Source organism: Sphaerotilus sp. (genome assembly GCF_013299175.1).
In the GTDB taxonomy this organism is placed as follows: domain Bacteria; phylum Pseudomonadota; class Gammaproteobacteria; order Burkholderiales; family Burkholderiaceae_C; genus Sphaerotilus.
Map to the genome: position 1 here is coordinate 1 of NZ_JAAFKF010000038.1, position 13,658 is coordinate 13,658.

General features: G+C 70.7%; 12 protein-coding genes. 10 read left to right on the top strand and 2 right to left on the bottom strand.

Annotated elements, in window-relative coordinates:
* On the bottom strand, positions 1 to 652 hold a 652-nt coding region (locus QZW52_RS08665; RefSeq protein WP_293997398.1), incomplete at its 3' end, for a class I tRNA ligase family protein.
* A gap of 122 nt (positions 653 to 774) precedes the next feature.
* Here QZW52_RS08665 and QZW52_RS08670 point away from each other — a divergent pair.
* The 9 genes from QZW52_RS08670 (at position 775) to QZW52_RS08710 (ending at position 10,609) form a co-directional block, all read left to right on the top strand.
* A complete protein-coding gene (locus QZW52_RS08670) occupies positions 775 to 1,626 on the top strand; it encodes a 3-hydroxybutyryl-CoA dehydrogenase (protein WP_293997400.1) in 852 nt (283 codons plus the stop codon).
* Positions 1,627 to 1,635: 9 nt separating this feature from the next.
* Entirely contained in the window at positions 1,636 to 2,472 is an 837-nt protein-coding gene (locus QZW52_RS08675) for a diacylglycerol/lipid kinase family protein (RefSeq protein WP_293997402.1), read from the top strand.
* Between the two features lie 48 nt (positions 2,473 to 2,520).
* Positions 2,521 to 3,939 carry an AAA family ATPase gene (locus QZW52_RS08680; RefSeq protein WP_293997404.1) on the top strand — a complete coding sequence of 473 codons (1,419 nt, stop codon included), beginning with the start codon at positions 2,521 to 2,523 and terminating at the stop codon, positions 3,937 to 3,939.
* 1 nt (position 3,940) lies between these two features.
* A complete protein-coding gene (locus tag QZW52_RS08685; RefSeq protein ID WP_293997406.1) occupies positions 3,941 to 5,464 on the top strand; it encodes a VWA domain-containing protein in 1,524 nt (507 codons plus the stop codon).
* Between the two features lie 159 nt (positions 5,465 to 5,623).
* Entirely contained in the window at positions 5,624 to 6,166 is a 543-nt protein-coding gene (locus QZW52_RS08690; RefSeq protein WP_293997408.1) for a hypothetical protein, read from the top strand.
* Between the two features lie 3 nt (positions 6,167 to 6,169).
* Positions 6,170 to 7,657, top strand: a complete 1,488-nt coding sequence (locus QZW52_RS08695) for an AMP nucleosidase (protein ID WP_293997411.1) — start codon at positions 6,170 to 6,172, stop codon at positions 7,655 to 7,657.
* A 22-nt stretch (positions 7,658 to 7,679) separates the two neighbouring features.
* The gene (locus QZW52_RS08700) at positions 7,680 to 8,912 is read left to right on the top strand and encodes a GGDEF domain-containing protein (RefSeq protein WP_293997413.1); all 1,233 of its coding nucleotides are present in this window, start codon (positions 7,680 to 7,682) and stop codon (positions 8,910 to 8,912) included.
* Complete coding sequence (locus tag QZW52_RS08705) at positions 8,909 to 9,949, top strand: NAD(P)H-dependent flavin oxidoreductase (protein ID WP_293997415.1); 1,041 nt, start codon at positions 8,909 to 8,911, stop codon at positions 9,947 to 9,949. The genes QZW52_RS08700 and QZW52_RS08705 overlap by 4 nt, the downstream gene beginning before the upstream one ends.
* Before the next feature lie 45 nt (positions 9,950 to 9,994).
* Positions 9,995 to 10,609: an acyltransferase gene (locus QZW52_RS08710; RefSeq protein ID WP_293997418.1), complete on the top strand. Its 615-nt coding sequence runs from the start codon at positions 9,995 to 9,997 to the stop codon at positions 10,607 to 10,609.
* A gap of 25 nt (positions 10,610 to 10,634) precedes the next feature.
* Here the strand turns inward: QZW52_RS08710 and QZW52_RS08715 are convergent, their stop codons facing one another.
* Positions 10,635 to 12,182, bottom strand: a complete 1,548-nt coding sequence (locus QZW52_RS08715; protein WP_293997420.1) for a hypothetical protein — start codon at positions 12,180 to 12,182, stop codon at positions 10,635 to 10,637.
* 216 nt (positions 12,183 to 12,398) lie between these two features.
* On the opposite strand from QZW52_RS08715, the gene QZW52_RS08720 reads away from it, so the two are divergent.
* Positions 12,399 to 13,649 (top strand): glycosyltransferase, encoded by a 1,251-nt coding sequence (locus tag QZW52_RS08720; RefSeq protein ID WP_293997422.1) that lies wholly within the window; start codon positions 12,399 to 12,401, stop codon positions 13,647 to 13,649.
* The last annotated feature ends 9 nt before the right edge of the window (positions 13,650 to 13,658 follow it).

Consider the following 13,658-nt stretch of genomic DNA (forward strand, 5'->3'; position numbering starts at 1 on the left):
CGATCACCTGCGGACCCGCCGAGAACGGGTAGGTGATGTAGTGCATGAAGCCATTGGCCTCGACGCTCTCCACCTCCAGGTCAGAAACGGCGGATTTCAGCACCGGGTCCCAGTTCACCAGCCGCTTGCCCCGGTAGATCAACCCCTCGTCAAAGAGCTTCACGAAGGTCTCGGTCACGACCTTCGACAGCTTCTCGTCCATCGTGAAGTATTCATGGCCCCACGACACCGAGTCGCCCATGCGGCGCATCTGCTGCGTGATGGTGGCGCCGGACTGCTCTTTCCACTCCCAGACCTTGGCGACGAAGTTCTTGCGGCCGAGGTCGTGGCGGCTGACGCCCTGCCCTTGCAACTGGCGCTCGACGACGATCTGCGTGGCGATGCCGGCGTGGTCGGTGCCGGGCAGCCACAGCGTGTTGTCGCCCGACATGCGGTGGTAGCGCGTCAGCGAGTCCATGATGGTCTGGTTGAACGCGTGGCCCATGTGCAGCGTGCCGGTCACGTTCGGCGGCGGCAACTGGACGCAGAAACTCGGCTTGGACGGGTCCAGCGTCGGGGCATAGACACCGCTGGATTCCCACTGCGGCGCCCACCGTTGTTCGATCGGGGCAGGCTCAAAGGACTTGGAGAGGGCGTTCAGGGCGTCGGTCATGGCTGTTGTGGGGGTCTCGCGGACAAGGGCGTCATTCTATGAAGTGTGGATGACCCGCCCCAAGGCAAAATCCGGCTGGCAGAACAACCCCGAAAACAACCCCGAAAACGGAGCACACCCACATGCGCACCATCCACACCGTCGGCATCGTCGGCGCCGGCACCATGGGCAACGGCATCGCGCAGGTCTGCGCACAGTCCGGCATCCACGTCGTGATGATCGACATCAGCGACGCCGCGGTCAGCAAGGGCCTGGCCACCATCACCGCCAGCTTCGACCGCCTCACCAAGAAGGACAAGCTCACCGCCGAGCAGAAGGCCGCCGCCCTCGCCCGCATCACCGTCTCGACCGACTACGCCGCACTGAACGCCGCCCAGTTCGTCATCGAGGCCGCCACCGAGAACGAGGCGCTCAAGATCAAGATCCTCGGCCAGCTCGACGCGCAGCTCCCGCCCGAGGTGATCGTCGCCACCAACACCAGCTCCATCTCGATCACGCAGCTCGCCGCGACCACCAAGCGCGCCGACCGCTTCATCGGCATGCACTTCTTCAACCCGGTGCCGCTGATGGCGCTGGTCGAGATCATCCGCGGCCTGCAAACGTCGGACGCCACGCACGCCGCGGTCAAGGACTTGTCGGAGCGCCTGGGCAAGACGCCGATCACGGTGAAGAACGCCCCCGGCTTCGTCGTCAACCGCATCCTGGTGCCGATGATCAACGAGGCGTTCTTCGTGCTGTCGGAAGGGCTGGCCACGGCCGAGGACATCGACGCCGGCATGAAGCTCGGCTGCAACCAGCCCATCGGCCCGCTCGCGCTGGCGGACATGGTCGGGCTGGACGTGTGCCTGGCGGTGATGGAGGTCTACCTGAGCCAGTTCGGCGACTCGAAGTACCGGCCCTGCCCGCTGCTGAAGGAATACGTCGCCGCCGGCTACCTCGGCCGCAAGAGCGGACGTGGTGTCTACACCTACTGATCGGACCCGGTGACGCCGTCCACCGCCGTCGCCTTGCTGAACCCGAGCGCCGGTGGTGGTCGCGCGGCCGAGTTGCGCCGCCCGGTCGCCGCGTGGCTGTCGCGCCACGCCCCAGGGGTGTCGCTGCTGATGCCCGAATCGGTCGATGCGGCCCGCGCCGTGCTCACCATCCTCGCGCCCCGCACCCGCGTCATCCTCATCGGCGGGGATGGCACGGTCCACGCGCTGCTGCCGGCGCTGCTCAAGGGCGGGTTGAAGGTGGGGCTGGTGCCAGCGGGGCGGCACAACCTGCTGGCGCGCACGCTCGGGCTGGATGCGCTGAGCTGGTCGCAGGCGCTGGTGTTCGCGCTGCGCTCGCCGACCGGGCCGGTGGATGTCGGGCTGCTGGAAACCGACCACACCACGGTGCATTTTCTCTCGCAGGTCCGCGTGGACCGGCCCGGCTGGGTCGGCCGCTATGGGGTGGCGGGCTGGTCGGTCTGGGTGGACGGCCGCAAGCTGCCCACGGGCAATGCGCGGCGCGTGCTGCTGTGCAACACGGTGCCGCAATGGCCCACGCCAGCGCCATTGCCCATCGAGCTGAACGACGGCTGGTTCGACGCCGTGGTCGTTGGCGGTGCGGGCCGCTGGGCACGCTGGATGCGCTCGACCGCCACGCCGGAGCCACACCGCCAGGGCCGCACGCTGCTGGTGGAAAGCGAGCAGCTCTTGCGGCTGCGGGTGGATGGCGAGTGGCTGGCGGCGAGCCGGCGCGTGCAGATCGACCTGCTGCCGCGCGCCCTCGACATGGCCGGCTCGCACGTCGCCATCCTCGATCCGCACCGGTTCGTGGACACGACCTGGTAGGCACTGGTCTGGATTGCAGCGCCCGCACGGGCCACCGACAATCGCCCGATGATCCGTGCCGATGCCCCCCCTCCTGCCCGACTGCCCTCGCCCGACCGCCTGCGCGGGCTGCTCGCCACGCTGGAGGCCGGCCTGCTGGAACGTGCCACCGAGGTGCGGCTGGCCTTGCTCGGTGCGCTGGCCGGCGAGCACATCCTGCTGATCGGCCCGCCGGGCACCGCCAAGAGCGAACTCGCCCGGCGCCTGCACCGCGTCTTCGAGGGCGCCCCCTACTTCGAGCGCCTGTTGACCCGGTTTTCCACGCCCGAGGAGCTGTTCGGCCCGCTCTCGCTCAAGGCGCTGGAGGACGACCGCTACGAGCGTCTCACCGCGGGTTTCCTGCCGACCGCCGGCATCGCCTTCCTCGACGAGGTGTTCAAGGCCAACTCGGCGATCCTCAATGCGCTGCTGACGCTGCTCAACGAGCGGGAGTTCGACAACGGCACGGGCCGCACGCGCACGCCGCTGGTCAGCGTGATCGCGGCCAGCAACGAAGTGCCGGCCGACGAGGCGCTGCAGGCGTTCCACGACCGCTTCCTGCTGCGCCTGCCGATCGCGCCGGTCAGCGACGCCAGTTTCGAGGCGCTGCTGCGGCTCACCAGCGGCGACGACTCCAGCGCCCCGCCCGAGGCCCTGACAGTGGCCGAACGCGGCGAGATCACCCGCGCCAGCGCCAGCGTGCGCCTGAGCGTCGAGGCGGTCGAGGCATTGCGGGCGCTGCGCCGCTGGCTGGGCGACCAGCAGACCACGCTGTCCGACCGCCGCTGGCGCCTGTGGGTCGGGCTGATGCGCACCGCCGTGGCCACCGAAGGCCGCGCGCAGATCGACGCGCTCGACCTGTGGCTCGCCCCCTACGTCGCCAGTCCGACGCCGGAGCTGGTGCCGAAGCTGGTGCAGTGGTTCGACACCGAGATCGCCCGCGCCGTGCCGCAGGACGCCCCCTGGCTCACCCGCGCCGTCGAAGCCTTCGAGCACCAGTGGGCCATCGAGCGCAGCGCCGAAGCCGAGGAGGACGACGGCACCGCCGGCAAGCTGGCGCTGGCCCGCGCCATCGGCGGCGGACAGGACGATGGCGGCATGGCCCGGCTGATGACCGAGTCGCTCGAAGCCCACACGCGGCGGCGCTACAGCCCGGTCCACATCGCTGCCCGGCTGGCGCAGATCGACGAGATCACCGGTCCCGCCGCCGCACACTGGACCCGCGTCCACCAGGAGGCCACCGCGCTGGCCGACCGGCTGCGCGACCGCGTGTGGATTCCGGCGTCGGTACACGAACGCCTGCTCGGCGCCCACACCCACACGCTGGCGACGCTGGACGGCCTGCTCGCCCGGCTGGAAGCGGCCCGCGCCGGCTTCGCTGCGCTGCCGGTCGAAGCCGCCGCAGGGGATGCGGCGCCCGCACCCGTACCGGAACCCGTGGTCCTCTAGCGTGCTGCCGTTGCCGTTGCCGTCGCCGCTGCTGCCGTCGGCAGACGCGCCGTTCCACCACCTCGCGCCGCTGCCGCGCACGCTGTGGCTGCCGGCGCTGATCGCCAGCGTGGGCCACGCCGAGGCACGGCTGCTGGACACGCGCCGCTGGGAACTGGCGCTGCTGGCCGGCGACCTGCCACCGCAGGACGCGGATTTTGGCGATGCGCAGGCCGCGGCACCGCTGCGGGCCGTGGTCGGCGAACTCGGTCTGCCGGGCTTGAGCCACAGCGCGCCGGCGCTGGCCGAGCAGGTCTTGCGCACGCTGCTGTGGCACCTCGACCGCATCGCCGACCACCAGCCCCGGCTCGACCGCGCCGCCGCCATCGCGCAGGTGGTGGCCGATTTCCGCGGCGCCTGGCAGATCGAGACGCAGGGCTGGGAAGAACACTTCGTGCTGCTGCAGGGGCTGGGCGACCTGGGTGCGCTGCGCTGGGACGACCTGCGCGGCCACCTGCACTCCCGCCCCTGGGCCGAGGCGCGCCGCGCCGCCGCGTGGCTGGAAAAACTGCCGCAGCTCGCCGAACTGATCCGCCAGCTCGGCCGCACCGAACGCCACGACACCAGCCCGCCCGCCCCGGCCATCGCCCCCGAACCCGACCGCCGCCCGGTCCACGGCCTGCGCGCGGTCGAGACGCGCCTGCCGGACATGCCCGGCGAGCTGACCGGCATCCACCTCTCGGGCCGCATCGAGCGGATGCTGGCCAGCGAGGCGGTGATGCTGCGCCACCCGGTGCTGCAGCGGCTGTGGCGGGCACGCCATGCCGAGGCACGGCTGCTGAGCTGGGAGTCGCAGGCCATGCTGATCGACTGGCGCCACGACCCCACCGCCCCACCCCGCACCAGCGCCACCCCGCCGCAGCCCGAACCCCGCGCCCGCGGACCGTTCATCCTGTGCCTGGACACGTCCGGCTCGATGCGCGGCGCGCCTGAGAACATCGCCAAGGCCGTCGTCATCGCCGCCCTGCGCGCTGCCCATGCCGAACGGCGCGGCTGCGTGCTGATCGCCTTCGGCGGGCCGGACGAGGTGATCGAGCGCGATCTGGACCTGAGTCCCGCCGGCCTGCAGGCGCTGATGGACCTGATGGGCCAGAGCTTCGACGGCGGCACCGACGTGCAGACCCCGATCGAACACGCCATCGAGCGGGTCCACCAGGCGCGCTGGCAGCAGGCCGACCTGCTCATCGTCAGCGACGGCGAGTTCGGCTGCGTGCCGGCAACGCTGCAGCGGCTGGACGACGCGCGCGCACGCTTCGGGCTGCGGGTACAGGGCGTGCTGGTCGGCGACCGGGAGACGATGGGGCTGCTCGACGTCTGCGACCACCTGCACTGGGTGCGCGACTGGCGCCGCTACACCGCATCCGCCAAGGGCAGCGAGGGCCACGGCCACTCGCCCGTCCACAGCAAGAGCCTGACCGCGCTGTATTTCCCCAATGCCCTGTCGCCCCGCGCAGCCAAGCACCGCAATGCACCCGGCATCCCCTGATGGGCATGCAGAACAGGGCATGGACCGCGTGCTCGACTGCGCCCCCAAATCCGGCCGCACCCGCACGGCGGGCGCCGAACCGCGCGGCGCGGTCACAACGATCTGGCACGGCGTCTGCTAGTGTCGCGCCAACAGCCCATTTCCTTGTCGGAGCACTCCATGCAGCACCTCACCGATGCCGGCCAGCAGGCCGTCCAGCAGCTCGCCGCCCGCCACGGCTTCAGCCCCGAGGCCGTCACGCACATGCTGTGGGCCGTCTCCAACGGCGGCGGCACGATGGCGCAGTTCAGCCACTGGGAATTCGGCGGCTACGGCCAATGGATGCTCGGCGGCATGACCATGGTGGGCGACATGTTCAACCACCAGCTCAAGGGCCGGGTGGACAGCCTGTGCAGCGCGCTGGGCCAGTTGCTCGCCAGCCGCAGCGATCTGGTCCCGCCAGCCCAGGCCGCGGTGAACTGGTGGCCCGCCGCGCTGGGCAGCCCCAACGCCACCGGCGCCCAGAACAGCACCCGCTACGCCTACTTCGCCCACAGCCGCCGGCTCGCGGTGGATACCGGCGGTACCGTCTGGGTCTACGACACGCTGGACCACCAGATCGGCGGTTTCTCGCAGCAGCAAGGCACCGGCAGCGGCATCACCTTCACCAGCCAGTACGGCACGGTGGACCTGGGCAGCCTGCCCGTGGTGCAGCGACAATAGTCCATGCCACGCACCGTCCTCACCACCCAAAGCTTCACCGACGCCGACGCTGCGCTCGCGCACGCCAAGGCGATCTACGACTCGGGCATCGCCCACCTGCGGCAATCGCTGAAGGAGTTTGTCGGCGGACAGGAAGGCATGGCCCATGTGCGCGCCTGCTACCCCTTCGTGCGGGTGCGGGTGGACACCGTCGAGCGGGCCGATTCGCGGCTGTCCTACGGCTTCGTCGCCGGCCCCGGTGTCTACGAAACCACGCTGACCCGCCCGGACCTGTTCCGCCACTACCTGCGCGAGCAGTTCAAGCTGCTGCTGAAGAACCACGGCGTCGCACTGGAAGTCGGCCTGTCGAGCCAGCCGATCCCCGTGCATTTCAGCTTCTCCGAGCACGACCACATCGAAGGCACGATGCCGCCGGAGCGCCGCTCGCGCCTGCGTGACCTGTTCGACCTGCCGGACCTCGCCGCCATGGACGACGGCATCGCCAACGGCAGCCACGAGCCGCACCCGGCCGCCGACGGCATCACCCGCCACCCGCTCGCGCTGTTCACCGCCCCGCGCATCGACTACTCGCTGCACCGCCTGCGCCACTACACCGGAACCGCGCCCGAGCACGTCCAGAACTACGTGCTCTTCACGAACTACCAGTTCTACATCGACGAGTTCGTGCGGCTGGGCCACGAGCTGATGGCCGACGAGAACGGCGAATACACCGCCTTCGTCGAACCCGGCAACGTGCTGACCCGCCGCGCCGGCCTGCCCACTGAGCCTGGTGACGAGCTGGGCGCCCCGCCGCCACGCTTGCCGCAAATGCCGGCCTACCACCTCAAGCGCCACGGCCACAGTGGCATCACGATGGTCAACATCGGCGTCGGCCCGAGCAACGCCAAGACCATCACCGACCACATCGCCGTGCTGCGCCCGCACGCCTGGCTGATGCTCGGCCACTGCGCCGGGCTGCGCAACACGCAGCAGCTCGGCGACTACGTGCTCGCCCACGGCTATGTGCGCGAGGACCACGTGCTCGACGAGGAGCTGCCGCTGTGGGTGCCGATTCCGCCGCTGGCGGAGATCCAGGTCGCGCTCGAAGCGGCGGTCGCCGAGGTGACGCAGCTCTCCGGCTACGAGCTGAAGAAGATCATGCGCACCGGTACGGTGGCGTCCACCGACAACCGCAACTGGGAGCTGCTGCCGCACCCGGGTCCGGAACGCCGCTTCAGCCAGAGCCGTGCCGTGGCACTCGACATGGAAAGCGCCACGATCGCCGCCAATGGCTTCCGCTTCCGGGTTCCATACGGTACCCTGCTGTGCGTTTCCGACAAACCGCTCCACGGCGAAATCAAGCTCCCCGGCATGGCCAACCACTTCTACCGCGAACGGGTCGATCAGCACCTGCGCATCGGCATCCGCGCCATCGAGATCCTGCGCCACCAGGGGCTGGACCACCTCCACAGCCGCAAGCTGCGCAGCTTCGCCGAAGTCGCGTTCCAGTAACCGCCACCGGACGCGCGCTGCCTTGTCCCTGTCCTTGCCCATGGAGCTGGATGTCCGCACGCTGATGGTGGTGTTCACGGTGAACGTCTTCGCCGTGGCACTGGCCTTGCCCGCCATCATGGGCCGGGGACTCGGTGCGGCAGCACGGCAGGCCGTGCTGTCGGTGCTGCTGCAGGCGCTGGGCTGGTTCTGCCTCGTGCTGTCCACCTTCTGGCGCAACGGATGGCAGGACCAGGCCAGCTCGGTGCTCGCCATGGCCGGCATGTCGGCGAGCCTGGTGGCACTGTGGCAGTCGATCGGCCTGTGGAGCGCGCACACGCCCGCACGCTGGCCGATGTGGACGCTGACGGGGCTGATGACGCTGGGCTACGGCATCGGCTTCGCCCACTACCCCTGGCGTGTCGGGCTGGCCAACGGCGTGCTGGGTCTGCAGATGCTGATGGTCGTGGTCGCCGTCTGCCGGCACAGTCCGCAGACGGGCTGGCGCTGGCGCGCACTGATCGGCCTGTGCATGGGGGCGATGGCCGTCGTGACGTTCTGGCGCGGTGTCCTGGGCGCCTTCCACACGGCGGCCTACCCCTATCTGACCGCACCGCATCCGGTCAACATGGTGGCAGCACTGGTGAGCAACCTCTCGCTGGTGCTGACAACCGTGGCGCTGCTGATGGCCTACCGCGAAGAGGCCGAACGGGCCTTGCAGGCGCAGGCCATCACCGACGACCTCACCGGCTTGCTCAACCGCCGTGCCTGGACCGAGCGGGCCGACGTGCTGCTGGCCGACGCCCGGCGCCACGGCCATCCACTGGTGGCGGTCATGATCGACATCGACCACTTCAAGCGCATCAACGACGAGCGCGGCCACGCCCAGGGCGACCAGGCGCTGCGGCTGCTGGCGCGGCTGCTGCGCGAGGAGCTGCGCAGCGGCGATCTGGCGGGGCGCTACGGCGGAGAGGAGTTCTGCGTCCTGCTGCCCCATACCCGCGAGGGCCAGGCGCTGTCGCTGGACCAGCGGCTGCGCCACTGCCTGCGGCTGCAGTCGGCGCAGGAGCTGGACTTCCTGCTCGAATACAGCGCCGGTCTGGCCGCGCTCGGTCAGCACGACCACACGCTGGATGACCTGCTGCGCCGCGCCGACGAGGCGCTCTACGAAGCCAAGCGGGCCGGGCGCGGGCAGGTGGTGCTGGCACCGCGCGATAAACTCCCCTCGGCCGCGAAACGCATGGCCGCCCCTGCCACCGAATCCGTCGCGCCATGATCCTCGCCCGTCTCCTCGGCACCGATTTGCCCATCCTGCAGGCGCCGATGGCCGGCGCGCAGGGCAGCGCGCTGGCGGTGGCCGTCTCCAACGCGGGCGGGCTGGGCGCGCTCCCGTGCGCGATGCTGGGGCCGGATGCGCTGCGGCAGGAACTCGCGGCGATCCGTGCGCACACCGACCGGCCGTTCAACGTCAATTTCTTCTGCCACACCCCGCCCGCGCCCGACGCCGCACGCGAAGCCGCCTGGCGCGCCACGCTGGCACCCGCCTACGCCGAGTTCGGCATCGACCCGGACACCCTGCCTGCCGGGCCGGGGCGGCGGCCGTTCGACGCGGACAGCGCCGACCTCCTGGCCGCGTTCGCGCCGCCCGTGGTGAGCTTCCATTTCGGGCTGCCGTCGCCGGAGTTGCTGGCGCGGGTGCGGCGCTGGGGCGCCAAGGTGCTGTCGTCGGCCACCACGGTCGAAGAAGCACGCTGGCTGGAGGCACACGGGGTGGATGCCGTCATCGCGCAGGGCCTCGAAGCGGGCGGACACCGGGGGCATTTCCTGTCGGACGACCTGACGCGGCAGATGGGCACCTTCGCGCTCGTGCCGCAGATCGTGGCCGCGGTGAACGTGCCGGTGATTGCCGCCGGAGGCATCGTGGACGCGGCGGGTGTGGCCGCGGCGATGGCGCTCGGCGCGGCGGGGGTACAGGTCGGCACGGCCTATCTGCTGTGCCCGGAGGCGACCACCAGCGCCGTCCACCGTGCCGCGCTGCAAGGCGATGCAGCGCACCACACCGCACTCACCAACCTCTTCACCGGCCGCCCCGCCCGCGGCATCGTCAACCGATTCATGCGCAGCGTCGGGCCGATGCACGGCAGCGCGCCTGCATTTCCGCTGGCCACCACGGCCCTGGCGCCCCTGCGCGCCGCCGCCGAGCGCCAGGGCCGTGGCGATTTTTCACCTCTGTGGGCGGGGCAACATGCAAGCAGGTGCCGCGCCATGCCCGCCGCACGGTTGACCCTCGATCTGGCGCGCGGGCTGGCCTAGACTGCCGCTCTCACTCCGCCCCGAGGTGCCTGGATGGATCGGTCTTTGCTGCAATACCCACTGGCGGCGCTGCGCCGGCTGCGCACCCGCTGGGCCTTGTGGCGCGCCGGCCCGCAGGTGACGGCCGGTACGGATCTGCACATCGGGGCGAACTGCCGGCTCTGGGCACCCGAGCGGCTGGCCTTCGGGCGGGGCGTCTACCTCGGCCAGGACGTTCACATCGAATGCAACGCCGAGATCGGCGACTACGTGCTCATCGCCAACCGCGTGGCGCTGGTCGGGCGGCAGGACCACGACTACCGCGCCTGCGGTGTGCCGATGCGCTTCACGCCGCAGATCTCGCCAACCATGCAGGCCATGCCCGTCAGCGTCGATCCACTGACCAACGTGGTGCGGATCGGCAGCGACGTGTGGCTGGGGTTTGGCTGCACGGTGCTGACGGGGGTGCGGATCGGCCGCGGGGCCATCATCGCCGCCAGCGCCGTGGTGGCCGCCGACGTCGCCCCCTACGACATCGTGGCAGGCAATCCGGCCCGCCCGGTCGGCCGTCGTTTCGAGAGCGAGCTGGTCATCGCCGAACACGAGCGCCGCGTCCAGTTGGGCGAGTTCCGCTTGTCGGAGCGCGGCGATGCCCACTGGATCGTCCGACCTGGCGCCTGAGCCTGACGCCTCTCCTGCGCAGAAGTCAGAAGGTGCCGGGCCGTCGGTAGCCGCGCCGCAGCAGCTCATCCTGCACGGTGAGCGACGGTGAAGCTGGCGCGTCGAGCGTCTGCAGCACCCCCATCCCCTCGCCAGCGGCCAGCGTGCCATCGGCGTTGGCGTCGAAGAGCGTGGTGGTGGACGAACAGGCGTTGATCGGCGCGTAGGCGAGCCGGCTGGCCGTGGCGACAAAGGTGGTGTCCGCCCCCGTCAGCGTGGCCGTCTGCGACTGGAACAGCGCCGCAGGCGTGTGGACCGCACCCGGCCCGCCCCAGTTGCAGACCATCCCCAGCAGGCTGCCATCGGTGGTCGCCACGTCGGCGCTGAAGGCCGCGTAGCCCTGCACCGTGCGGGTGTCGGTCACGCGGTCGTAGGTGGTGGTGGCCGCCAGTGCGCGGGCGTGGCTGTCGCTGGGGCTGGCCTGCCAGACGGAGAGGAACTGGCCAGCGCCGGTGGTGCGGTCGTAGCTGCCGCCGAAGCGGTCGAAGCGGGTGCGCCAGCGTGGCAGGGCGGGATCGAGTTCGCCTGCCGTGGTGAAGGACGCCACCTGCGCCGCGTGGTCGGCATCGGCGAGGCTGGCCGGCGCGCCGCAATACTGGCCCGAGCGCGTTCCGACATCGATTCGATCGCCCGCGCGGTGGTAACGCACCGTGGTGACGTGGGCGCGCTGGTAACGGCCGCTGTCCATGCGGTCGCTGCAGCCCTCGGCCGCGTCGGTGCCCAGGTCGAACCCCGCCACGCGCAGCACGCCGCGGTAGTCCGTGGCCGTGGCGCCGGGCTGGTGCTGCAGCACGATCTCGCCGCTGCGGGCCGCCGCGCCCGTGCCCTGGCTGAACGCGAGGCGGTAGGTGTAGGTGGTGCCGAGCAGGTCCAGGGACACCGTCGCGGCGTGGAGGTTCAGCCCGGCGAGTGCCGGCAGCGCCGTCAGCACGGGTGCGAAGGGCATCGTCAGATCCCTGCGCGCTCCGGCCGCCGGCATGGTCCACAGACCGCTGGAATCGGCGATGGTCGCGCGCAAGGCCGCCAGCAGCAGCACGCCCTGGCGGGTCCGCAGCCGGGCGTGGGCGGTGCGCTGGCTGAGCTGGGCCACCACGCAGGGCTGGCCGCTGGCCACGTCGGTCGGTTGCCACAGGCCGAGATCCCCACGGGGCAGCAGCCCGGACTCGGTGCCGCTGCCGTCCTCGTGGTTGGCGTAGAGCATGGCCGGGCCGTAGCAGCCGGCGTCCTGCCCGGGCTGGAACAGGGTGTCCAGACTGAGCAGCCCCTGCAGCGGCACGCCGGTCTCCCCGGACAACACCTCGGGCCGCTCGGCCGGCGACGCCACGGCCAGGCCGGTCGGGAAACTCTGGTCGATCGAGACACCGGCGCTGGCCGACACCGGCACGGCGGGCACCACGGCCAGCGCGCCCGACACGGACTCGCCGCCGCCGCCGCAGGCACTCACCAACAGCGAACCAGCCACCAGCGCCAGCACCGAGGCCGGACGCCAATGGGCACACAGGGGGACAGACAGGGATGGGGACAAGGACGGCATGCAGGCACTCCACTGGACAGGGACCACCCATCTGAGCAGCCCGCGCCGCCACTGTCGTCCTGCAGTCCGGGGGCTAAAGCCCGAAAAACCGGCATCTGCGCGGTCAATTGCGCATCCGCCCTGCGCCACCGTTGGTTCGCCGCCGCCGGTGCCGCGGGAAATTCGGTGATCCTTCCTTTCTTGCCCTGCGAACACCCCCTGATACTCGCCAGCACCATGCGCCTGCTCTTTGTCCACCAGAATTTCCCCGGCCAGTATGTCCACCTCGCGCCGGCACTCGTGCAGGCCGGCCACGAGGTGCGGGCGCTGATGCTGGAGCCGACGGCCCGTGACCTGCCCGGCGTGGCCGGCACACGCTACAAAGTCCTGCGCGGCAGCACACCCAATGTCCACCCCTGGGCCAGCGAGTTCGAGACCAAGGTGCTGCGCGGCGAAGGGGCGGCGCGCGCGGCCCTGGCGCTGCGCCAGGACGGTTTCACGCCCGATGTCATCTGCGCCCACCCTGGCTGGGGCGAGGCGCTGTTCCTGCGCGACATCTGGCCCCAGGCGCGGCAGTTGCATTTCGTCGAGTGGTACTACGGCTGGGACGGCCATGACGTCACCTTCGACCCCGAATTCCCGCCGCGCAGCCTCGACGCCCGGCTGCGTATCCGCACCAAGAACACCCACCTGCTGCACGGGCTGATGGACATGGACGCCGGCCTTTCGCCGACGGTCTGGCAGCGATCGACCGTGCCGGCGCTGTTCCAGCCCAAGGTCGATGTGGTCCACGACGGGGTGGACACGCTGCTCATCCAGCCCAACGACGCTGCGGTGTTCGAATGCGCTCTGCCCGGCTCGACCCAGCGGCTGCGGCTGACGCGCCAGGACCAGGTCATCAGCTTCGTCAACCGCAACTTCGAGCCGAACCGCGGCTACCACGCCTTCCTGCGCGCACTGCCGGCGCTGCTGGCGCGCTGCCCGAAAGCGCAGGTGGTGCTGGTCGGCAGCGACGGCGTCTCCTATGGTGCGAAGTCCGAGGACGGTCGCTCCTGGCGCGACCGCTTTCTCGACGAGATCCGCCCGCAGCTCAGCCCCGAGCAGCTCGCCCGGCTGCACTTCGTCGGCCGCCTGCCGCACGGGCAACTGATCCGGCTCTACCAGGTCACGCGGGCGCATGTCTACCTGACCTACCCCTTCGTGCTGTCGTGGTCGATGCTGGAGGCGATGTCGGCCGGCGCGCTGGTGATCGGCTCGCGCACCGCACCGGTCGAGGAGGTGATCGAACACGGGCGCAACGGCTGGCTGGTGGATTTCTTCGACCGCGACGGGCTGGCGCGGGCCATGTGCGACGCGCTGCTGGCCCCACCCGACGCCCACGACGCCTTGCGCAGCAACGCCCGCGAGACCATCGTCAGCCGGTATGACCTGCAGCGGGTGTGCCTGCCCAGGCAGATGGCGCTGGTGGAGCGGCTGGCGCTGGGGTGAGCGCCGAGG